Origin of the sequence: Paraburkholderia sp. EG286A, from assembly GCF_040965375.1 — a bacterium.
Classification (GTDB): domain Bacteria; phylum Pseudomonadota; class Gammaproteobacteria; order Burkholderiales; family Burkholderiaceae; genus Paraburkholderia.
Window position 1 is genome coordinate 408805 of the sequence record NZ_JBFRCB010000003.1, and the last position, 22552, is coordinate 431356.

The 22552-nt window shown below is 65.5% G+C and carries 19 protein-coding genes and 1 pseudogene; 7 read left to right on the forward strand and 13 right to left on the reverse strand.

What is annotated here, in order from left to right:
- Positions 1-14 precede the first annotated feature (14 nt).
- The 5 genes from AB4Y35_RS14630 to AB4Y35_RS14650 all read right to left on the reverse strand — a co-directional run bounded on the left by AB4Y35_RS14630 (position 15) and on the right by AB4Y35_RS14650 (position 3743).
- A complete protein-coding gene (locus AB4Y35_RS14630; protein WP_368704877.1) occupies positions 15-398 on the reverse strand; it encodes a hypothetical protein in 384 nt (127 codons plus the stop codon).
- 78 nt (positions 399-476) lie between these two features.
- Positions 477-2078: an FAD-binding protein gene (locus AB4Y35_RS14635; protein ID WP_368704878.1), complete on the reverse strand. Its 1602-nt coding sequence runs from the start codon at positions 2076-2078 to the stop codon at positions 477-479.
- Positions 2079-2103: 25 nt separating this feature from the next.
- Complete coding sequence (locus tag AB4Y35_RS14640) at positions 2104-2928, reverse strand: anti-sigma factor (protein ID WP_368705408.1); 825 nt, start codon at positions 2926-2928, stop codon at positions 2104-2106.
- A gap of 71 nt (positions 2929-2999) precedes the next feature.
- Positions 3000-3506, reverse strand: a complete 507-nt coding sequence (locus tag AB4Y35_RS14645; protein WP_368705409.1) for a sigma-70 family RNA polymerase sigma factor — start codon at positions 3504-3506, stop codon at positions 3000-3002.
- A gap of 69 nt (positions 3507-3575) precedes the next feature.
- The gene (locus AB4Y35_RS14650; protein ID WP_368686430.1) at positions 3576-3743 is read right to left on the reverse strand and encodes a hypothetical protein; all 168 of its coding nucleotides are present in this window, start codon (positions 3741-3743) and stop codon (positions 3576-3578) included.
- Positions 3744-4253: 510 nt separating this feature from the next.
- Between AB4Y35_RS14650 and hfq the strand changes: the two genes are divergently transcribed.
- Together hfq and AB4Y35_RS14660 are read left to right on the forward strand one after the other, a co-directional pair.
- Positions 4254-4754 (forward strand): RNA chaperone Hfq, encoded by a 501-nt coding sequence (hfq, locus tag AB4Y35_RS14655; protein WP_342920640.1) that lies wholly within the window; start codon positions 4254-4256, stop codon positions 4752-4754.
- 236 nt (positions 4755-4990) lie between these two features.
- Positions 4991-5179: a hypothetical protein gene (locus AB4Y35_RS14660; RefSeq protein ID WP_368704879.1), complete on the forward strand. Its 189-nt coding sequence runs from the start codon at positions 4991-4993 to the stop codon at positions 5177-5179.
- Between the two features lie 143 nt (positions 5180-5322).
- On the opposite strand, the gene AB4Y35_RS14665 is transcribed toward AB4Y35_RS14660, so the two are convergent.
- Complete coding sequence (locus AB4Y35_RS14665; protein ID WP_368686433.1) at positions 5323-6069, reverse strand: DUF2968 domain-containing protein; 747 nt, start codon at positions 6067-6069, stop codon at positions 5323-5325.
- Positions 6070-6117: 48 nt separating this feature from the next.
- Positions 6118-6261 (reverse strand): annotated as a pseudogene (locus tag AB4Y35_RS14670) (sigma-54-dependent Fis family transcriptional regulator); the annotation flags it as partial.
- A gap of 126 nt (positions 6262-6387) precedes the next feature.
- Here AB4Y35_RS14670 and AB4Y35_RS14675 point away from each other — a divergent pair.
- Positions 6388-6852, forward strand: a complete 465-nt coding sequence (locus AB4Y35_RS14675) for a DUF2147 domain-containing protein (RefSeq protein ID WP_368704880.1) — start codon at positions 6388-6390, stop codon at positions 6850-6852.
- A 120-nt stretch (positions 6853-6972) separates the two neighbouring features.
- Here AB4Y35_RS14675 and AB4Y35_RS14680 read toward each other — a convergent pair whose 3' ends face one another.
- From AB4Y35_RS14680 to typA, 6 genes are all read right to left on the reverse strand, one after another.
- Positions 6973-7428 (reverse strand): transposase, encoded by a 456-nt coding sequence (locus tag AB4Y35_RS14680; protein ID WP_368704881.1) that lies wholly within the window; start codon positions 7426-7428, stop codon positions 6973-6975.
- Positions 7429-7628: 200 nt separating this feature from the next.
- Positions 7629-8726: a cell division protein ZapE gene (gene zapE / locus AB4Y35_RS14685; protein WP_342920645.1), complete on the reverse strand. Its 1098-nt coding sequence runs from the start codon at positions 8724-8726 to the stop codon at positions 7629-7631.
- A 116-nt stretch (positions 8727-8842) separates the two neighbouring features.
- On the reverse strand, positions 8843-10273 hold the full coding sequence (lpdA, locus tag AB4Y35_RS14690) for a dihydrolipoyl dehydrogenase (protein WP_368704882.1): 1431 nt from the start codon (positions 10271-10273) through the stop codon (positions 8843-8845).
- A 145-nt stretch (positions 10274-10418) separates the two neighbouring features.
- A complete protein-coding gene (gene odhB / locus AB4Y35_RS14695; protein WP_342920646.1) occupies positions 10419-11690 on the reverse strand; it encodes a 2-oxoglutarate dehydrogenase complex dihydrolipoyllysine-residue succinyltransferase in 1272 nt (423 codons plus the stop codon).
- A 105-nt stretch (positions 11691-11795) separates the two neighbouring features.
- On the reverse strand, positions 11796-14660 hold the full coding sequence (locus tag AB4Y35_RS14700) for a 2-oxoglutarate dehydrogenase E1 component (RefSeq protein WP_368686437.1): 2865 nt from the start codon (positions 14658-14660) through the stop codon (positions 11796-11798).
- Between the two features lie 338 nt (positions 14661-14998).
- Complete coding sequence (typA, locus tag AB4Y35_RS14705) at positions 14999-16825, reverse strand: translational GTPase TypA (protein WP_342920648.1); 1827 nt, start codon at positions 16823-16825, stop codon at positions 14999-15001.
- Between the two features lie 410 nt (positions 16826-17235).
- Between typA and AB4Y35_RS14710 the strand changes: the two genes are divergently transcribed.
- From AB4Y35_RS14710 to AB4Y35_RS14725, 4 genes are all read left to right on the forward strand, one after another.
- Positions 17236-17739 (forward strand): MarR family winged helix-turn-helix transcriptional regulator, encoded by a 504-nt coding sequence (locus AB4Y35_RS14710; RefSeq protein ID WP_028204820.1) that lies wholly within the window; start codon positions 17236-17238, stop codon positions 17737-17739.
- Between the two features lie 89 nt (positions 17740-17828).
- On the forward strand, positions 17829-19430 hold the full coding sequence (locus tag AB4Y35_RS14715) for an efflux transporter outer membrane subunit (protein ID WP_368704883.1): 1602 nt from the start codon (positions 17829-17831) through the stop codon (positions 19428-19430).
- A 77-nt stretch (positions 19431-19507) separates the two neighbouring features.
- The gene (locus tag AB4Y35_RS14720) at positions 19508-20788 is read left to right on the forward strand and encodes an EmrA/EmrK family multidrug efflux transporter periplasmic adaptor subunit (protein WP_368704884.1); all 1281 of its coding nucleotides are present in this window, start codon (positions 19508-19510) and stop codon (positions 20786-20788) included.
- A gap of 107 nt (positions 20789-20895) precedes the next feature.
- On the forward strand, positions 20896-22464 hold the full coding sequence (locus tag AB4Y35_RS14725) for a DHA2 family efflux MFS transporter permease subunit (protein ID WP_368704885.1): 1569 nt from the start codon (positions 20896-20898) through the stop codon (positions 22462-22464).
- The last annotated feature ends 88 nt before the right edge of the window (positions 22465-22552 follow it).

Sequence of the window (22552 nt, forward strand, 5' to 3'; positions counted from 1 at the left end):
ATCGCCAAGGTTGCCTAAGCGAAGTCGCGCAGCGTCACCCCGCGCGCGCTGGCGAGCCGCGCGAGCACGAAACGGTCCGAGGGACGCAACGCGCCAGTCAAGGCCGCACCGGGCTCGAGCCGCTGTGCAATGCGTGCGTGCCACAGGGTGCCGATGTCGCTAGCGGCCGTGTCGGCGCAGCCGTCGCCGATGGCCCACGCAACGCATCCCGCGCGCGCCGCGGCGCGTGCGAGCACGCGGCCCTGGGCGAGCGCCGGGTCGTACACCGCAACACTACGCGCAAACGCTGCGCCCGCACGAGGCGCGCGTTCGCCAATCGCAACGCTGAGCGGATGCGCCTGCCATGCCGCGCCTAGCACCACGGCACCGGCATCGCAGAGAAAAGCCCGCCTGTCCATCGAGTCCTCCGTGCGCCGTCCTGTCAATCCTTGCTACCTGCTTTTCTGCCAATCGCTACGCAGTCTTGATTAAATCGATCACGTATAGCCGCGCTCCGCACGCCACGCCTCGGGCCAGATGCCCTGCTTGCCCGGTGAGAGCACGCCCTGTGGATCGAGTGCGTCTTTCACGGTTTGCGCGAGGCGCAACAGCGCGCCGTCGTTGAAGGCATACTGCGCCGCGGCGTAATCCATGTAGAGCAAATGCGAACGGTAGACGCCGTAGCCGGCCGCGCCCGCGTCGCTCATCAGCGCGCGCAGCAGGTCTCCTGCGCGCGCGGCGTCGTCACGGCGCTCACGCGCGAAGATCGCGGCGAATACGTGATGCAGATAGCGCCCCGCCGCCGTGAAACCGCCGTAGTAATCGAAACCGTACTCGGCCGCGCGCGCCTTGACGAGCGCGTACTGACGCAGCGCGTCGCGGCCGTCGGCGGGACACAGCGGCGAGAAGTCCACGTGCGCGCCGTCGCCGCCGCGCCAGTCGAGCATGCGAAACGCGCTCATCGCCGGAATGCCGGCGAGATTGCGGTCAGCGCCGCCCTGCGGTTCGTCGCCTTCGGCATAGCGCCGCGCCGAGAAACGCACACCCGGCACGCCGGCAAACGCACGCTCGACGATGCGCCGCTCCACGTCGATCACCTCGGGCTCGCCATAGAGCGCGTAATGCAGATTCCAGCGGCCCACGTTCAGATCGCGCTGCATCGCGGCGACGGCTGACTCGGGCATCGCGCCCTCGCCTTCGTACCAACGGGCACGCGGCGCGAGGCTCGCGGCGCGGCGGATCGCGCCTTCGATCGCCGCGTGCTGGCGTATCGTGCCGCCGAGCTGCAGCGCGCGCAGCGTATCGACGAGCACGCCGAGATCGTCCTCGCGCGCGAACTGGATCTCGCCGATCACGAACGCCCGCGGCGCCGGCATGAGCCAGAGCCCCATCTTCGTGACGACGCCGTAGTTCGACTGGGTAAAGAGCGCATCGAACGAGGGCCCATAGCCCGGCCGGTAGAGTTGCCACGCCGTGCCGTTGGCGATCGCGCCCATGCCGGTGCGCACCACGTCGCCGTTGGCGAGCACGACCTCCATGCCACACTGCGACGCGGCGTGGTCGCCGTAGGCGGTCGTACCGAAGCCGCGCTCGAGCGTGTTGCCGACCACGCTGCCCCAGCCCGCCGCGGGCGGATCGACCCACAGCCGCAGATGCTGCTCGCGCAGATGCGCGTGCAAATCGAAGTAGCTCACGCCCGGCTCGACGCGCGCCCATGCAAGGCGCTCGTCCACCTCGAGGATGCGGTTCAGGCGCTGCAGGTCGAGCACGACCGAGCCCGCCAGACGCGGCGCGGCGCCGCCGTAGGCGAAGTTGCGCCCCGTGGACACGGTCCACAGCGGCACGCGCGTTTCGTTCGCGACGCGCAGGATCGCGCGGATCTCTTCGACACTCGCGGGGAGGATCGCAGCGGAAGGGGCGAAGGCGTGCGCATCGGCGAGCGGCACGAACGGATCGAAATACGGATCGAGCGCTGCGCCGCCGCGGCAGACGTTCGGCGCGCCCACGATGCCTTCGAACGCAGCGAGCGCACGCGCGAAACGGGCCTCGTCGATGCCGGGAGGCAAGGTGGGCGCGGGATGGCGCGCGGCGTCGCTCATGGGCCCGCTCCGCCGGCGTCGCGCATCACCACTGCCCGGGCTTGCCGCCCAGCGCGCCGCACACGTCGAGCGCGATCTCGCGCAGCTTGGGTTCTGTCTGCGGACCGGAGAGCGCGTAGCCCGTGCGTTCGGTGCTCCAGTAAAACGTGCGGCGGTTGCCATCGCGCAATAGGCGCACGGGGTCCCTATCCCTTGCCGAACTGCCCACGTAGAGCGTGAGGCGCTCGCCCGCATCGTTCTCGTACATGAATTGCGCAGCCGGCCCCGTGTTGCCGGGCAAGAGACGCCCGCCCACGAGCGTGTAGCCGTATTCGGCCAGCGACGGCACCGAGAGCGGCTTGCCGAGCCGCTTGGAGAGCCACGCGACGAGGTGCGCCTCGTCGGCCGCGCCCACTTCCACGGGATGCCGCTGCTCCGGCGAATACACCGCGTAGGCGATGTCGGCGCGGCGCGCGAACGCCTCGGGCGTTTCGCTGCGCACGGCCGCCGGCGCGGAGACGGCCGCCAGTTCTGGAGCCAGGCCCGGCGCGAGCCGCGGCACGAGCGCCGTGGCCGCCACCGCGAGCCCCGCACCCACCGCCACCCACGCCGCCGCGATGCCCGCGCGCCACCACCACGGCGCGCCCGCACGCAGGACGAGCACGGCGGGCGTGCCGCCTGCTGCTTCGGCGGCGCCGGGCGCGGCATCCTCGCCCGACACGCGCGCGCCTTCGCACAACGCCTGCAGCGCGGCCTTCTGAGCGCGCCAGGCCGCGACGCGCGCCGCCGCGCGCGGGTCGTCCGCGAGGCGCGCCTGCAGCGCCTCGCTCTCGCCCGCCGGCAGTTCGCCGTCGACGAAAGCGCCCAGCATCGTGAGGTCCTCTTCAGGCGAAGCTGGCGGCACGCCTTCGCCGTCGCGTCCGTGGCCGAGATCGTTGTCGTTCATCGTAGCGTCCCCACCACCCTGAGCGGCGCGGCGCGTTGCGCCGGATCGCGCCCCGGGTCCTGCACCGGCCCCGTATCGAGCAACGCTCGCAGATGCTCGCGCGCCCGCGACAGGCGCGACATCACCGTGCCGGCCGGCACCCCGAGCACCGCCGCCGCCTCGCTGTAGCTCAACTCCTCCACGCACACGAGCAGCAGCACCTCGCGCTGCGCCGCAGGCAACGCATAGAGCGCGCGCTGCAGATCGCGCAGCACGAGGCCGTCCACCTCGCCGTGCGGCGCCTCGAGCGTGCGCCACGGCGCGGCTTCGTCGTCGACGGCGATCTCGCGCCGGCCGCGCAACTGATCGATGTACAGATGCCGCAGGATCGTGAGCAGCCACGCGCGCAGATTGCTCTGCGGGCGAAACGAAGTCCAGCGCGAGAGCGCACGCTCCGCGGCGTCCTGCACGAGGTCGTCAGCCCAGGCGGCGTCGCCGGTCAAGGCGCGCGCATAGCGGCGCATGGGCCCGAGCTGAGCCACGACCTGCGCTTCGAACTCCGGCGACGGATGACGCAACACGCCGCACGCCGCTCAGTAGCCACCGCCCGACGAGCCGCCCGAACTGCTCGACGACGCCCCGCCTGTATTCATGTCGCTGCAAGCCGTGAGGCCGGCACCCGCGACGCCTGCGAGCGCCGCACAAACGAGACACGCGAGAACTTTGCGAAACCGCTCCATGACCACCTCCATTGAGTTCATCGCCGATATCGCGTTAAACGTTACAAGCGGTGCGCTTATTCCGCGCAAGCGGTGATTTCGCCTTGCGTGTGCCGCCGCACGGAACGAAGCCCTCGGGCACCGCGAGAATCGTCGCAAGCGGATCGAAATCCATCGTGTAAGCGCCGGTCCGGCCTCGAATCGGTCGAGCATGGCCTGCCGCCATGGACTACGCTGTGTGAGTGAGTGCATGCGCGTCGAAAGGTCGCGCGGGTCTGACAACCCGCGGGCGTATCGTCGGCAGGCCTCTTTCCGAAAACCGCTGTCGCTGCCCATCGCAACCTGTCATCCGGACTCGCCGCTTGCCGGCAGCCGACGACGAGGGACGCAGCGATGCATTTTTCGTCAATCTGCGGTCGCGGCCGCGAGCCGGTATAGTTCTGCAGTAAGCTTACTTTCCCGCACGCGCGCTTCGCCGACACAAGGTAGAATCGCGGCGAGCAAACGTTTCCAACTGATTGCGGCATTGCGCCGCCTGGCCAAATCTAGTCCATGCCTTCCGCAGAATCGCACCCGCAAAACGACTTCATGAACGCCGCGCGTAAGGAAAGAAAGCGCGTCGAAATCTATCTGGTCAACGGCATTCGCCTGACCGGATGCATCGAGTCGTTCGATCAGTACCTGGTGATGCTGCGCACGCCCGTCGGCCTGCAAGGCATCTACAAGCGCGCCATTTCGACCATCCAGCTCGACACCGGCACCCGTCCGGGTCCGCGCCCGGGCGGCGCTCGCAGCTCGCACGGCGAGCATACGAGCCGCGGCCCGCACGGCAGTCACGGCGGCCATGGCCCGCGTGAACAACGAGAACCGCGTGAATCGCGCGAGCCGCGCGAGAGCTGGTCGGCGCCGTCCGGCGCGCCATCGGGCGCATCGAGTGCCCCCGGCAATGACCGTGGCTCGCAGGACGGCCCAGTCGTCGTGACGCGCCGCCGCCGCCTCTACGGCGCGGTGAACAACGGCGGTAACGGCGGCGAAGGCTCGGGCAACAGCTAAGCCGCTGATGGCTGGCGCACCTGCTGCACGGTACGCCGACCACGCCGACATTTCAGTACAGTACGGGCGCGCCTTGGCGCGCCCGCTTGTTTGCGCGCGCAGTTTCGTACAACTGCGGTGCAGTCGCGTTCAGTTTCGTCCCGTGTCTTCAGAAGCGCTCTGGCAGCCGTGGCTCACGGTCACGATTCTCGCTTTGCGTTATTCTGGGGCTGACGCATATCGCCACGGAGGCCGCCATGAGCGCATCCAAGCCGAAAGCCCCGCACCCCCCGCAGGAAGACCCGCTCGACGAAGCGCTCGACGAAACCTTCCCCGCGAGCGATCCGATCGCCGTCGACCCCTCGCCGACCGGCTCTCAACCGAAGCCCCATTCCGCAGACGAAACCCACAAGGGCCGCGACACGCATCGCCACGGCAAGCACTGAGCGCGCCCTGAACGATCGCACCATGAAGAAAGGCGGAGCGCCCACGACGCTCCGCCTTTTGCGTGCCGCATCGGCGTGTCTTGCTCAACCGGTGGCACGACCAGGCGCCTGGCGAGCACCCTGGCCACACCGCGTACCGGCGATCAGCGGATCGGCAGACCGCCTTCCACTTGTTGCTGCAGCTCACGCACCTGACGCTGAACCGTACGCAGTTCCGCCTGGGCAGCCGTCTTCTGCGCCTGCAATGCGTTCGCCTGATCGCGGCCCTGCTTCTGCCGGTCCGCGACGAGCGCCTGCTGCTCGCGCGCGATGGCCAGATCCGCCTGGAGCCGGTTCGCATGGTCCTGCGTGAGGGCGATCATGCGGTCCGTGAACGCCTTCTGCGCTTCGAGGCGCGTGCGGCGGATTTCCACTTCGGCGAGCTGCCCCGACTTCACCGCGAAGTCGCGGTAGATCGCTTCAGCGCGCGTCTCGTCGCTCGTCTTGATCACGCGCCAGAACGTCTTGTTCTGGAACAGCGTGACGTAGTACGTCATTTCCTTGCCGTAAAACAGCAAGCTCGCGCCATACGAGCCGTTGTAGGTCGTGCGTAGCTCGGCGAGATCCGAGCCTCGCAGCATCTGCTGCAGTTCGGCGACGTTGCCCGCGGCGTTCTGCTTCGCTTCATCCGGCGTGAGTACGCCCGGCTGGCTCGCTGCCAAAGGCAGCGCAGGGGTCGCGGCCTGCTCGTCCTGCACTGCGGGTGCGGCGGTGGTCTGTGCTACGGGCGCCGCTGCTGCATTCGCTGCTGCTGAATTGTCAGGCGGCGTCTGTGCGCAGCCCGTACCGATTCCCCCGATTAATACCAGCGCCGCCAAGGCGGTGCGACGAACTCTCCACTTGTAGTCCATGTAGTACCTGCTTTGAACAGTTCTAATTTTTACAAATCGGCACAATTATTACTCACTTTCACATGTTTCGGGCCCCTCGTAGAAAATTTGCCGATTACGTATCTTTTCCCACAACACCTGGCAAGAAATTCCTGGAAATTGCGCGGTGTCCTTGCATCGCCCGCCGTTTTGGTCCAGCGCGGCGAGAGGCCGACCAAACTAGAGTGCCTTCTCTCAAACGCGCGCGATGCTTTCCAGTATCCTGCCCTGACCTTGCGGCGTGCCAGGCGCGACGCACGGTCGGCATCGACACGACAAACAACATCAGTGGAGGAAGACATGAACCGAGTCATCGGACGCGCGGCGCGCCAAGTCGCGCTTGCGAGTGTCCTGCTGTGCGGCGCCCTCGCCGCACACGCTCAAACCGACACGCCCGTCGGCGTCTGGCAGACCATCGACGATCACACCGGCCAGCCGAAAGCGCTCGTGCAGATCAGCGCCGACGCCAACGGCGATCTGAGCGGCAAGGTCATCAAGGGACTGGGCGCGAATGACCAGCCCGACCGGCGCTGCACGGCCTGCACCGACTCGCGCAAGGATCAGCCGATCCTCGGCATGACGATCATCGACAGCATGAAGAAGACCGGCGAGGGTTATGACGGCGGCCACATTCTCGACCCTGAGAACGGCAAGCTGTACCGCTGCAAGATGCATACGGAAGACGGCGGCCAGAAACTCGTCGTGCGCGGCTATATGGGCATTTCGCTGCTCGGCCGCTCGCAGACGTGGGTGCGTCAGCAGTAAGTGGATGCGTGAGCGGATCGACCTGAGCACCGGTGCGCAAACCGGCAAGGGGACCTGAGAGACGAAACCGGCCGGAGCGCGCGCAAGCGCCGCTTCGGCCGGACCTCGTATGCGCCAGGATTACGCCGTGTGACGATACACGGAGCCATAGTGGAAAGGCTGCGATTGCGCGGACGCGCTCGCCGCCGGCACGAACGGCGAATTGCGCGGCGTGTTGCGCGCCGCTTCCTGCCTGCGCGCCGCTTTTTCCGCACGGCTCGCGTGCTTGCGCATGCGCGTTTCGATGGTGCCGCACAACCTCACGCCGTCCTCGCCGAACAGCTCGCCCATCACGCGCTTGAGCGCGCCGTTGTAGTGCCAGGTCTTGAAGCGGCGATGGCAGGTTTGATACGAAGGGTAGCGGCGCGGCATGGCCGACCAGTTCGCACCGCTATACATGACCCACAGCACGCCGTTGAGCACCGAGCGCGTGTTGGCAAGCGGCCGGCCGCGCAACTCGGTGCGCGGACGCAGTTCGGGCAGGAGCAGCATCACGCGCTGCCATTCTTCGTCGGTGATATCGCGATGCGGGGTCATGGAAGGTCCTTTGTCAGAGGGTGTGCTGACAAACGATATCCACTCGCCCCCGTCGCCCATATCAGACGAGTCCGAATCTTGAAAATGGTGCCGCCGCGCTATTTTGCGACTGGCTCGGCACCGGCGTGGCGCCAGCTCGACATGGGTGTGTCGCCGCAGATGCGCCCACAGCTCGCAGGTGCGGCGCGGACGCCGTACCCTCAGGTCAGGGCCGTATCGACGATGCGGCGCGGCGTTTCGAGATATTCCTTCGACTGCATTTCGACGATGCGCGACACCGTGCGGGTGAACTCGTTGGCCATCGGGCCTTCCACGTAGAGTTCCTCGGGCGGCACCGCGGCCGACATCAGCAGCTTGACCTTGTGGTCGTAGAACACGTCGATGAGCCAGGTGAAGCGGCGTGCTTCGGACTGCATACGAGGCGTCATCTGCGGCACGTCGGAGAGGATCACGGCGTGGAAGCGGCTCGCCAGCTCCAGATAGTCGTTCTGCGAGCGCGGACCGCCGCACAGCGTCGCGAAATCGAACCACACCACGCCGTCCGCCTTGCGCAGCGCCTTCAGTTCACGCTTTTCGATGCGCAGCAGCGGGCTTTCGTCGGGGACGGCGGCCAGCTCCGCGAACGAGTGGCGCAACGCCTTGTCGGCGGCGGCGCCGAGCGGCGTGTGATAGACCTCGACCTGCGCGAGCGTGCGCTGGCGATAGTCGATGCCCGCATCGACGTTGAGCACATCGAGCTTGCTCTTGATCAACTCGATCGCAGGCAGCATGCGGTCGCGATGCAGGCCATCGGGATAGAGCAGATCGGGATCGTAGTTGGACGTCATCACGAACTGCACGCCGTTCTCGAAGAGACGGTCGAGCAGTCGGTAGAGGATCATCGCGTCGGCGATGTCCGAGACGTGGAATTCGTCGAAGCAGATCAGGCGATAGCGCTTCGCAATGCGGCGCGCGAGTTCGTCGAGCGGATCGGCCTGGCCCTTGAGCTCTTCGAGCTCGCGATGCACCTCGCGCATGAATTCGTGAAAGTGCAGACGTGTCTTGCGCTGCAGCGGCACGACCGCATAGAAGCTGTCCATCAGGAAACTCTTGCCGCGCCCGACCCCGCCCCACATGTACACGCCGCGCGGCAGGTCCGGGTGAATGAGAAACTTCTTGAAGGCGTTCGAACGTCGCGACTTGTAGGCGACCCACTCGTCGTAGCACCGCTGCAGCCGGTCGATCGCGACGCGTTGCGCCGTATCGGGCTTGTATCCCCGCTTCTGCAGTTCGTTTTCGTAGTATTCGGTGACGTTCATTTTCCGGGCCGCAAATGAGGAAAGGCGGGAGAGCAAAAGCCCACCCGCCTCCGTACGTAATGCTGGGTACTGCGGAGCAGCGCGGCCAAAAAAGTCGGCCGCCCTGCCCTTCGCGCTTACATGTTGAGCGCGCGCTTGTCAGTGGCGAGTGCAGCTTCGCGCATGACTTCGGACAGCGACGGGTGCGGATGGCAGATGCGGCCGATGTCTTCGGCGGCAGCCTTGAATTCCATCGCCACCACGGCTTCCGCGATCAGGTCCGAAGCGTTGGCCGAGATGATGTGCACGCCGAGCAGCTCGTCGGTCCTGGCGTCGGCGATCATCTTCACGAAGCCGTCCGCCTTGTTGATGCCCAGTGCGCGGCCGTTCGCCATGAACGGGAACTGGCCCGTCTTGATGTCGCGGCCTTCTGCCTTGAGCTGCTGCTCCGTCTTGCCGACCCATGCGATTTCCGGCTCGGTGTAGATCACCCACGGAATGCAGTTGTAGTCGATGTGCGGCTTCTGGCCGTCGATGATCTCGGCCACCAGCACGCCTTCGTCTTCGGCCTTGTGCGCGAGCATCGGGCCACGCACCACGTCGCCGATCGCGTACACGTTCGGCACCGACGTTGCGCAGTGGTCGTTCACGTCGATGAAGCCGCGCTCGTTGGCCTTCAGGCCGATCGCTTCGAGACCGAGGTTGTCGGTGTTCGGCACGCGGCCAACCGACACGATCAGGCGGTCGGCTTCGAGCTTCTGCGCGTTGCCGTCCTTGTCCGTGTAGTTGATCGTGACGCTCTTGTCGGTCGTCGTCACTTCGCCGACCTTCACGCCCACGTGAATGTCGAGGCCCTGCTTCTTGAAGAGCTTCGCGGCTTCCTTCGCGAGCGCCTGGTCAGTCGCGCCAAGGAATTCCGGCAGCGCTTCGAGGATCGTGACGTCGGCACCGAGACGGCGCCACACCGAGCCCAGCTCCAGACCGATTACGCCTGCGCCGATCACAGCGAGCTTCTTCGGCACGCTGTCGAACGTGAGCGCGCCTTCGTTGTCGGAGATGATCTTGTTGTCGACCGGAATGCCCGGCAGATGGCGCGCCTTCGAGCCCGTCGCGATGATCACGTTCTTCGCCGTGACGACTTCGGTTTCGCCTTCGCCGCTCACTTCGATCTGCACGCCGGCTTCGTTCTTGCCGGTGAACTTGCCGTGGCCCTTGAGCCACGTGATCTTGTTCTTGCGGAACAGGAATTCGATACCCTTCGTCATCTTCTCGACGATGCCTTCCTTGCGGGCGATCATCTTCGCGACGTCGATCTTCACGTCGCCCACGCTGATGCCGTGATCAACGAGGTGATGCTGGGCGTTCTCGAACTCCTCCGACGAGGCGAGCAGCGCCTTCGACGGAATGCAGCCGACGTTCAGGCAGGTGCCGCCGAGCTTCAGCGCGCCGGCCGGGTTCTTCCACTTTTCGATACACGCAACCGATTTGCCGAGCTGCGCGGCGCGGATCGCCGCGATATAGCCGCCGGGGCCGGCGCCGATCACGACGACGTCAAATTCTTTGGACATGACTATCCTTTGGATGGCGAGCCAGCGCGGCCGCGTTTCGCGGCGCGCGTGGCTTCAATACTGCGGAAATGCGAGAGACTTGCTGCGTATATCGCGACGGCGGCGCCCGGTTTCAAGCCGCACCCTGCCGTCGCGCGTCATGCGATTACAGGTCGAGCAGCAGACGAGCCGGATCTTCCAGCGCGTCCTTCATCGCGACCAGCGACAGGACGGCTTCGCGGCCGTCGATGATGCGGTGGTCGTACGACATCGCGAGGTAGTTCATCGGACGGATCACGATCTGGCCGTTCTCCACCACGGCGCGCTCCTTCGTGGCGTGCACGCCGAGGATCGCCGACTGCGGCGGGTTGATGATCGGGGTCGAGAGCATCGAGCCGAACACGCCGCCGTTTGAGATCGAGAACGTACCACCCGTCATTTCCTCGATCGAAAGCTTGCCGTCCTTGGCCTTCTGGCCGAATTCGGCGATCTTCTTCTCGATGTCGGCGAGGCTCATCTGGTCTGCGTTGCGCAGGATGGGCACCACCAGACCGCGCGGCGAGCCGACCGCGATACCGATGTCGAAGTAGCCGTGGTAGACGATGTCGTTGCCGTCGATCGAGGCGTTGACGAGCGGGAACTTCTTGAGGGCGTGCACCGCAGCCTTCACGAAGAACGACATGAAGCCGAGCTTCACGCCGTGTTCCTTCTCGAACTTGTCCTTGTACTTGTTGCGCAGATCCATGACCGGCGCCATGTTCACTTCGTTGAACGTCGTGAGGATGGCGTTGGTTTGCTGCGACTCGAGCAGACGCTCGGCGATACGCGCACGCAGACGCGACATCGGCACGCGCTGTTCCGGACGGTCGTTGAGCCAGCTCGCAGCCGATGCCGGCGCGTTGACTTGCGGCAGCGACGGCTTGGCGGCAGCCGGCTTCGCAGCCGGTGCGGCGGCGGGAGCGGCCTTCGGCGCGCCTGCGCCCAGCACGTCCTGCTTCGTGATGCGGCCGTCGCGGCCCGTGCCGGCGACGTCGCCGCCCGACAGACCCTTCTCGGCCATCAGCTTGTTCGCTGCAGGCGAGGCGATCGTGCTGCTCGCCGTCGTTGCGGCGGCAGCGGCAGCCGGTGCAGCGGCAGGAGCCGCGGCAGCAGCCGGAGCAGCAGCGGCTGCGGGAGCCGCAACGGCGCCAGCCTTGGCTTCCGTGTCGATCTTTGCGATCACCTGTTCGCTGGTGACGGTAGCGCCGTCGCCGATGAGGATCTCGGCCAGCACGCCGGCAGCCGGCGCGGGCACTTCGAGCACGACCTTGTCGGTTTCGATCTCGATGACAACTTCGTCCTGGGCGATAGCTTCGCCCGGCTTCTTCTTCCACTGCAGCATCGTGCCTTCCGACACCGACTCCGAAAACTGCGGGACTTTGACTTCTACGATAGCCATGTGATTTTCCTGAATACGTATCTGGGTACGAACCGGGTCGCGCACTTGAGCGCGGGAAAGCGCGCGTCGTTCAGCACGCCTTCCCGGTTCGATTTGCTCTAGTGCTTACTTCGCGACCTGCGCGCCCTTCAGGCGGCCGAATGCACCTTCGATCAGCGCCTTCTGCTGCTCGTAGTGCTTCGCGTAGTAGCCAACAGCCGGCGATGCGGAAGCAGGACGGCCGCTATACGCGAGCTTCATGCCTTCCTTCATGCCTTCCTTCAGGTGGTGCTCGATGTAGAACCACGGGCCCTGATTCTGCGGCTCGTCCTGCACCCAGACCACTTCGGTCGCGTTGTCGTACTTCTTCAGCTCGGCTTCGAACTGCTTGTGAGCAAACGGATAGAGCTGTTCGATACGGATGATCGCGACGTCGTTCGCCTTCGATTCGCGGCGGTGCGCGACGAGGTCGAAGTACACGCGGCCCGAGCAGGCGACCACGCGCTTGACCTTCTTCGCGTCGATGGCTTCGTCCACTTCGCCGATGACCGGCTGGAACGAGCCCTTCGCGAGTTCGGACAGGTCCGACACGGCTTCCTTGTGACGCAGCAGCGACTTCGGCGTGAAGATGATGAGCGGCTTGCGGAACAGGCGGATCATCTGGCGGCGCAGCACGTGGAAGATCTGGGCCGGCGTGGTCGGCTGAACGACCTGCATGTTGTGCTCGGCGCACAGCTGCAGGAAACGCTCGATACGCGCCGACGAGTGCTCCGGACCCTGACCTTCGTAGCCGTGCGGCAGCAGCATCGTGAGACCCGAAACGCGGCCCCACTTCACTTCGCCCGACGAGATGAACTGGTCGATCACGACCTGCGCACCGTTGACGAAGTCGCCGAACTGGCCTTCCCACGCGACGAGCGTGTTCGGCTCGGCGGTCGAGTAGCCGTATTCGAAGCCCAGCACTGCCTCTTCCGAGAGCACCGAGTCGATCACCGTGAACTGCGCCTGGTTCTCGCCGATGTTCTGCAGCGGCACGTACGTGCCGTCGTCCCAACGCTCGCGGTTCTGGTCGTGCAGAACGGCGTGGCGGTGCGTGAACGTGCCGCGGCCCGAGTCCTGGCCCGTCAGGCGAACGGCGTACCCCGAAGCGACCAGCGACGCGAACGCGAGGTGCTCGCCCATGCCCCAGTCGAGCTTCGCTTCGCCCTTGCCCATCGCGCGGCGGTCGTTGATGACGCGCTCGACCAGCGGGTGAACCTTGAAGTTCTCGGGGACCGTGGTGATGCGCTCAGCCAGACGCTTGAGTTCGGCGAGCGGCACGGCCGTGTCGGCAGCGTCGGTCCACTTGCGGTTCAGGAACGGCACCCAGTCCACCGCGTACTTGCTCTTGTAGTTCGAGAGCACGGGGTCGACCGTGTGGTGACCTTCGTCCATCGCGGCGCGGTAGGCCTTGACGTAGTTGTCTGCGTCTTCGGCCGTGATCACGCCTTGCTGCACGAGCTTCTCTGCGTAAAGCGCACGGGTGCCCGGGTGCTTCGCGATCGTCTTGTACATGAGCGGCTGCGTGACCGCCGGGGTGTCCTGCTCGTTGTGGCCGAGCTTACGGAAGCAGATGATGTCGACCACGACATCCTTGTGGAACTGCGTGCGGAAATCGACCGCGAGCTGGATCGCCAGCACGACCGCTTCCGGATCGTCGCCGTTCACGTGCAGCACCGGCGCTTCGATCATCTTGACCACGTCGGTACAGTAAAGCGTCGAACGCGCGTCGCGCGGGTCCGAGGTCGTGAAACCGATCTGGTTGTTGATGACGATGTGCAGCGTGCCGTGCGTGCCGTAACCGCGCGTTTGCGCGAGGTTCAGCGTTTCCATCACGACGCCCTGGCCTGCGAAGGCCGCGTCGCCGTGGATCTGCACCGGCAGCACCTGCAGGCCGTCTGCATCGCCGCGGCGATCCATACGGGCCTTCGCCGAACCCTCGACCACCGGGTTGACGATTTCGAGGTGCGACGGGTTGAACGCGAGCGACAGGTGGACCGGACCGCCTTCGGTCGCGACGTCCGACGAGAAGCCCTTGTGGTACTTCACGTCGCCTGCCGGCAGGTCGTCGACGTGCTTGCCTTCGAATTCGGCGAAGAGGTCAGCCGGCATCTTGCCGAGCGTATTGACCAGCACGTTCAGACGGCCGCGGTGAGCCATGCCGATGACGATTTCCTGCACGCCCTTCGCGCCCGCGTGACGAACGACTTCGTCCATCGCGGCGATGAAGGACTCGCCGCCTTCGAGCGAGAAGCGCTTCTGGCCGACGTACTTGGTGTGCAGGAAGCGCTCGAGGCCTTCGGAGGCCGTCAGGCGCTGCAGGATGTGCTTCTTTTTTTCAGCCGTGAAGCTGGGCGTCGAGCGGATCGACTCGAGACGCTCCTTCCACCAGCGCTTCTGTTCAGGATCGCTGATGTACATGTACTCGGCGCCGATCGTACCGCAGTACGTATCGCGCAGCGCCTTGACGATCTCGCGCAGCGTCGCGCGCTCGAAGCCGAAGTACAGGTTCGTGGCGCTGAACGTCTGGTCCATGTCGGCTTCGGTGAAGTCGTAGAACGCAGGCTCGAGTTCGGGGATGTTCGGACGTTCGCGACGCTTGAGCGGATCGAGATTGGCCCATTGCGAGCCGAGGAATCGATAAGCGCCAATCAGGGACTGAACGTAGACTTGCTTGCGTGCCGTGGCGAGATCTTCGCCGCCCCCGCGCGGAACAAATGCATTGGCCTTCGCGCGTTGAGCGAAGGATTCGACGATCGGCCCGTGGGCGATGTCGTTGTCTGCCGTGCCACTCGACGACGGCACGTTTTGCAGTGCGTCGAAGTACTCACGCCAGTTGTCCGGAACGGACGCAGGGTTATCAAGATATGCTTCGTATAGCTCTTCGACATACGGAGCATTGCCGCCGAACAAATAGGAGTTCAGCTGGAATTGCTTCATCGTTTCCGACATTTACGCTCACCTTTCTTCGAGTTTCTCGAGAAATAGCGGGTTACTCAACCTTCCGCGCCACGGCCTGACCGTTTAGCGGATTGCGAATCAAGTCTGCTTGGAAGGACCTAAATCATGCATCCGCGGAGTATAGCGCATATGCGCATCTCGCCACAGGATGCAATGCGACCGAACACCACGCGGGAACCCTTTTTACACGGGCCCTTGCGGCATTCGCAACGCACTCTTCCCGCACCGCAATGCAATCCCCGCCAGACGCAAAAAAGCCGCCCGTAAAGCGGCGGCTTTTCTGTGAGTCTTTGTGCATTGCAGTGCAAAAAAAGCGCTAAAAATGCAAATTACTCGGCAGCGCCTTCGCGGCTCGCGCGGCGACGCTCGTGCTCTTTGAGGTGACGCTTGCGCAGACGGATCGACTGCGGCGTGACTTCCACGAGTTCGTCGTCGTCGATGAATTCGACGGCGTACTCGAGCGACATCTGGATCGGCGGCACGAGACGCACGGCTTCGTCGGTGCCCGAGGCGCGCACGTTGGTGAGCTGCTTGCCCTTGATCGGGTTGACGACGAGGTCGTTGTCGCGGCTGTGGATGCCGATGATCATGCCTTCGTACAGCGCGTCGCCCGGCTTCACGAACATGCGGCCGCGGTCCTGCAGCTTCCACAGTGCGTAGGCGACAGCGGCGCCGTCGTCCTGCGAGATCAGCACGCCGTTGCGGCGCTCGCCGAGCGAGCCTTCCTTGATCGGACCGTACGCGTCGAACACGTGGCTCATCAGGCCCGTACCGCGCGTGAGCGTCATGAACTCGCCCTGGAAGCCGATCAGGCCACGCGCCGGAATGCGGTACTCGAGACGCGTGCGGCCGCGGCCGTCCGAAGCCATGTCGAGCATTTCACCCTTGCGGCGGCCCAGTTCTTCCATCACGCCGCCCTGGTGGCCGTCTTCGACGTCCACGGTCAGCATTTCGTACGGCTCCTGCTTCACGCCGTCGACTTCGTGCAGCACCACGCGCGGACGCGACACGGCGAGCTCGTAGCCTTCGCGGCGCATGTTTTCGATCAGGATCGTGAGGTGCAGCTCGCCACGGCCCGACACTTCGAACGTGGTTTCGTCGCCGGTGTCTTTCACGCGCAGCGCGACGTTGTGGTTCAGTTCCTTCGTGAGACGGTCGCGGATCTGGCGGCTCGTCACGAACTTGCCTTCGCGGCCGGCGAGCGGCGACGAGTTCACGAGGAAGTTCATCGTGAGGGTCGGCTCGTCCACCGTGATCATCGGCAGGGCTTCGGGGGTGTCGACCGCGCAGATCGTCGCGCCGATGCCGATGTCTTCGATGCCGTTGATCAGGACGATGTCGCCGGCTTCAGCCGATTCGACCTGCACGCGCTCGAGGCCGCTGAACGACAGCACCTGGTTGATCTTGCGGTTCATCACCTCGCCTTCCGGGCCGAAGCGCAGCGCCACCGGCTGACCCGGCTTGATGCGGCCACGCTTGATACGGCCCACGCCGATACGGCCGACGTAGGTCGAGTAGTCGAGCGAGGTGATCTGCAGCTGCAGCGGGCCTTCTGGATCGGCGTCGCGAACCGGCACGTGCTCGAGCACGGCTTCGAACAGCGGGCGCATGTCGCCTTCGCGCGCGTCCGGCGACAGCGAAGCGTAGCCGTTCAGGCCCGAAGCATAGACCACCGGGAAGTCGAGCTGCTCTTCGGTCGCGCCGAGCTTGTCGAACAGGTCGAAGGTCTGGTTGATCACCCAGTCGATACGGGCGCCCGGACGGTCGATCTTGTTGACGACGACGATCGGCTTCAGGCCGAGCGCGAGGGCCTTCTTCGTGACGAAGCGCGTTTGCGGCATCGGGCCTTCGACGGCGTCGACGAGCAGCAGCACCGAGTCGACCATCGACAGCACGCGTTCCACTTCGCCGCCGAAGTCGGCGTGGCCCGGGGTGTCGACGATGTTGATGTGGGTGCCTTCGTACTCGACCGCGCAGTTCTTCGAGAGAATCGTGATCCCGCGCTCTTTTTCGATGTCGTTCGAGTCCATGACGCGTTCGGCGACCTGCTGGTTGTCGCGGAAGGTGCCGGACTGGCGCAGCAGTTGGTCGACGAGCGTGGTCTTGCCGTGGTCGACGTGGGCAATGATGGCGATGTTGCGAAGAGCGCGGGACATAGGAACCTGGGTACAGTTGAGTGCGCCGCGCATGCCCTGCTGGCAGGCCCTGCGAGGGCGCGCGGCCGCCGCTTCGATCCGTCCCGGACTACTGCCGGCGGGTCAATTCAGCATCGCTGCGATGACGCACTTTTGGGAACCTGAAATTATAGCACGCGCAGATGAATTGATCTCGCGCATATCAGGGAGCACCCTGGATCGGGGCGGCCGGCGTCGCAACCGCGCAACGCGGGTAAAGATTCGACGGTCGCCGCGGCGCGCCGTTCACGCCGCATTCTCCCATGCCCATGGGGCCGGATTAAGCCCCTACTCTGCAAAGGTTTCTCGGCAAAGGCAGAATAAACCTTGCCGCGTCAACTAACCGCCCCTATAATCCCTGCCTGGTCAACCATTGCAGTCGCAGCAGAATCATGACGGATCCGACTCCCACGCCCCCGCCCGAAGTCCGCGACTATGACCTCGGCGAAAGCGTCGGCTACCTGATCTCGCGGGTGAAATCGACGATGTCGAACATGGTCACCCAGCGCGCCGTCGCCGAACTCGGCGTCACGAGCCAGCAGGCCAGCATCCTCTTCATGGTCGCGACGGGCAAATGCACGCTCGCGGCCGAACTCGCGCGCGAGTACGGCATCGACGCGAGCGCCGTCACACGGCTCGTCGACCGGCTGGAGAAGCGCGGCCTCCTGAAGCGCGTGCGCAGTTCCGAAGACCGCCGCGCGGTACGCCTCGCGCTCACGCCCGAGGGCCTTGCCATCGCCGCGCGCATGCCGGCGATTTTCCGCAGCGTCACGGAGCATCTGTCGGCCGGATTCACGCCCGAGGAAGTCGGCTTCCTGAAGAGCATGTTGCGGCGGATTCTTTCGAATAGCTGCGAAGCTAGCCAGAGTTCGAACCCGAATCCGTCCGAGAATTGATGACGGGGCAAGCAAATTTGAAAGCGCCGAACAAGAAAATAGCTGCATCGTCCAGTATCACCACACACTCTCACGCATCGAGACGAGCAATGAAATCCCAAACCGAGTTTGCGCCAGTTCCGGCCGAGCGGGCACTGTCCTGCCGGGCGGCGGTCGCCGCCGCGGTCGCGGCGCTCGCCCTTGCGGGTTGCGCGAACTACATCGGCATCAAGAGCGACAAGACCATCGATCAGCCGCAGCAGTTCGAAAGCTCGCAGAGCATTCCGGCGCAAGGCGGCCAGTGGCCCACGCTCGACTGGGCGAACCAGTTCGGCGATCCGCAGCTGCCCAAGCTGATCGACGAGGCGCTCGAGGGCAGCCCGACCATCGCTCAGGCGCAGGCGCGCCTCGCGAAGGCGTCGTCGTATATCGAAACCTCGCGCTCGGCGCTGTTCCCGAAGGCCAACCTGAGCTACTCGTGGACCCGCGAGCTGTACTCGGCCAACGCCCTCTTCCCGCCCCCGTATGGCGGCACCTGGTATAGCGAGAACAACGTGCTCGCCAGCGCCTCGTGGGATCTGGACCTCTGGGGCAAGAACCGTCAGCGCCTCGCGCAAGCCGTGTCCTCACAGCGTGCCGCGGAAGCCGACATGCAGCAGGCGCGCATCACGCTCGCCTCTTCGGTCGCCCGCACGTACAACCAGCTCGCCCAGCTCTACGAACTGCGCGACATCGCGGTGCACGAGATCGACAACCGCAAGACCATCGGCACGATCACGAACGGCCGCGTGGTGGCGGGCCTCGACACCAACGTCGAGAAGCAGACCGCGAACGGCAACATCGCGACGAGCCAGGCGAACCTCTCGCAGATCGACGGCCAGATCGAATCCGTGCGCTATCAGCTCGGCGCGCTGCTCGGCAAGGGCCCCGACCGCGGCCTGCAGATCGCAAAACCGGTGCTCAACCCGGTCGCCAACGTCGCCCTGCCCGACAATCTGCCCGCCGACCTGCTCGCGCGCCGCCCCGACATCGTCGCCGCGCGCTGGCAGGTGGAAGCCGCGATGCACGACGTGAAGGAAGCCAAGGCCGAGTTCTATCCAGACGTGAATCTCGCGGCCGGCTTCGGCTTCGACGCGTTCGGCTGGGGCAAATTCCTGAACTTCACGAGCCGCCAGATGAACATCGGCCCGGCCGTGCATTTGCCGCTCTTCGATGCGGGCGCGTTGCGCGCGCAACTGAAGGGCCGCTACGCCGACTTCGAGCTCGATGTGGCGAACTACAACCAGACGCTCATCGGCGCGTTCCAGGACGTGGCGACCAACGTGTCGACGATCCACTCGGCCGACCGGCAGCTGGTGGACGCCGATCGTGCGCTCGACGCGTCGACCAAGGCCTGGCAGCTCGCGGTGATCCGCTACAAGGCGGGGCTCTCCGAGCAGCTTCAGGTGCTCACCGCCGACCAGAACCGCCTCGCCGCGGAGCAGACGGTGTCGAACCTGAAGGCGCAGCGCCGCGACCAGCAGATGGCGCTCATCAAGTCGCTTGGCGGTGGCTTCGAAGCGCAAGGCGCGGGGCTCACGCCGCCCGCCGAAGTCGGCAGCGAAGCACGCGGCCAGAGCGACGTAAACGGCGCACCGTGGCGCGGTACGCGCTCGCCGCAGAACGCGGCGGCAGCGGCGAATGCGGCCAACGCCGCGCCCGTGTCGAACTGAGTGTCGAACTGAGCGCCGCGCAGCACACGCACATCAAAAACTGAACGAACAGCACGCAAGCATCCGGAGATCCTTCCATGAGCACCCCCCAGCAGCCGGCGGCCAATCCGCAGCCGAACGCGAACAGCGGCAAGCGCAAGCGCATGATGACGCTGCTTGTCCTCGTGATCGTGATTGCAGCCGTTGCCTACGGCCTGTACTACTTCCTCGTCGCGCGCTTCACCGAAAGCACGGACGACGCCTACGTGAACGGCAACGTCGTGCAGATCACGCCGCAGGTCACCGGCACGGTGATCGCACTGAAGGCGGACGACACGCAAACCGTGAACGTCGGCGACCCGCTCGTGCTGCTCGACCCGGCCGACGCGCGCGTCACGCTCGAGCAAACCGAAGCGCAGCTCGCGCAGACGGTGCGCCAGGTGCGCGGCCTCTTCGCCGACGACAGCCAGTACGAAGCGCAAGTCGCGCAGCGCCAGTCCGACCTCTCGCGTGCGCAGGACGACCTGCGCCGCCGCATGCAGGTCGCACAGACGGGCGCGGTCTCGCAGGAAGAGATCTCGCACGCCCGTGACGCCGTGCGCAGCGCCGAAGCCGCGCTCGAAGCCGCCCAGCAGCAGCTCGCGGCGAACCGCGCGCTGACCGCCAACACGACCATCGCCAATCACCCGAACGTGGAGGCCGCCGCCGCCAAGGTGCGCGACGCCTATCTCGCGAATGCGCGCAACACGCTGCCCGCGCCGGTGACCGGCTACGTCGCCAAGCGCTCGGTGCAGGTGGGCCAGCGCGTCTCGCCGGGCAATCCGCTCATGTCGGTGGTGCCGCTGAACTCGCTGTGGGTCGACGCCAACTTCAAGGAAGTCCAGCTCAAGCACATGCGCATCGGCCAGCCGGTCGAGATGACCGCCGACGTGTATGGCTCGTCCGTCGTCTATCACGGCAAGGTGGTGGGTTTCTCGGCGGGCACGGGCTCGGCCTTCTCGCTGCTGCCCGCGCAGAACGCGACGGGCAACTGGATCAAGGTGGTCCAGCGCCTGCCGGTGCGTATCTCGCTCGATCCGGAAGACCTGCTGAAGCACCCGCTGCGTATCGGCCTGTCGATGCAGGTGGACGTGAACATCCGCAACGACGCGGGCACGCAGCTCGGCAATGCGCAGAACACCGTCTACGAGACCGATGTGTTCGCCAAGTACGGCGCGGAAGCCGATGCGGAAATCGCGCGCATCATCGCCGAAAACGCCGGTCCGAATGCGCACAAGGCAGCCAGTGCAAGTAACAACGCCAGCGGCGCGAGCAACAATGCAGCCGCGAAGGCGCAGATGTCGTCCGCTCACGCGGCGAAGCCGGGCGCAAAAGGCTGATTGAAGAAGCCCTGATACAAGCACTCGCAAACGCCGGCGCGGGCTGATCCTCAGCCCGCGCCGCTTTGTTTCGCGCGGCCTCCAACCGGTCAACAAGAAAGGACGCAATGGCAGCAGCACAACAACCCGTCGCGCATCCGCCGCTACAGGGCGCGCAGCTCGTGATCGGCACCATCGCGGTGTCGCTCGCGGTGTTCATGAACGTGCTCGACACCTCGATCGCGAACGTGTCGATCCCGTCGATCTCGGGCGACCTCGGCGTGTCGTCGGACCAGGGCACGTGGGTCATCACCTCGTTCGCGGTGGCCAACGCGATCTCCGTGCCGCTCACCGGCTGGCTCACACAGCGTTTCGGCCAGGTGCGCCTGTTCATGGCGTCGATCATCCTGTTCGTGATCTCGTCGTGGATGTGCGGCCTCGCGCCCACGCTACCCTTCCTGCTCGCCTCGCGCGTGCTGCAAGGCGCCGTGGCCGGCCCGATGATCCCGCTTTCGCAAACGCTGCTGCTCGCGAGCTATCCGCGCGCGAAGGCGCCCATGGCGCTCTCGATGTGGTCGATGACCACGCTGATCGCGCCAGTGGCCGGCCCGATTCTCGGCGGCTGGATCTCCGACAATATCTCGTGGCCCTGGATCTTCTACGTGAACATTCCGGTGGGCATCGTCGCGGCGCTCGCCACGTGGGCGATCTTCCGCAATCGCGATTCGGAGGTGAGGAAGGCGCCGATCGACGGCGTGGGCCTCGCGCTCCTCATCATCTGGGTGGGCTCGCTCCAGGTGATGCTCGACAAGGGCAAGGACCTCGACTGGTTCTCGTCCACCACGGTCGTCGTGCTCGCGCTCACCGCCGTGATCGCATTCGCGTTCTTCGTGGTGTGGGAGCTGACCGCGGATCACCCGGTGGTCGACCTGTCGCTGTTCGCGCGACGCAATTTCACGGGCGGCACGATCGCGCTTTCGGTGGGCTACGGGCTGTATTTCGGCAATCTCGTGCTGCTGCCGCTGTGGCTGCAAACCACGCTCGGCTACACCGCAACGGACGCGGGCCTCGTGATGGCGCCCGTGGGCTTCTTCGCGGTCATGCTCTCGCCGATCACGGGCAAGATCCTGCCGCGCACCGACCCGCGCTACATCGCCACGACCGCGTTCCTCGTGTTTGCGCTGTGCTTCTGGATGCGCTCCCAATACACGACCGGCGTGGACACCTGGGCGCTCACGCTGCCGACGCTGATTCAGGGCATCGGCATGGCGGGCCTCTTTATTCCGCTTGTGTCGATCACGCTTTCCGGCTTGCCGGGCCATCGCATTCCCGCAGCATCGGGCCTATCCAACTTCGTGCGGATCATGTGCGGCGGCATCGGCACGTCGATCTTCGAAACCGCGTGGGATCACCGCACGACGTTCCACCACGCACGCCTGACCGACGTGGCAACGCCGGGCAACCCGGTGTTCAACCAGTCGATGCAGCAGTTCCAGCACGGCCTCGGCATGGACACTGCGCAGGCGCATGGCCTCTTCGACCGGATGCTCTCGCAGCAGGCCGCGCAGCTCGGCGTGAACGATCTGTTCTGGATTTCCTCGATGATCTTCATCGTGCTGATCGCGCTCATCTGGATCACGCGGCCCGAGCGCGCCGGTGGCGCGGACGCGGGTGCGGCGGCTTCGGCTGCGCATTGAGGTCGATGGGCTAGCCCTCGCGGCTGACGATAGCAAAACGGCACGTCCGGTCGTTCACCGGCGTGCCGTTTTTGTTGGTGCGTTTGTT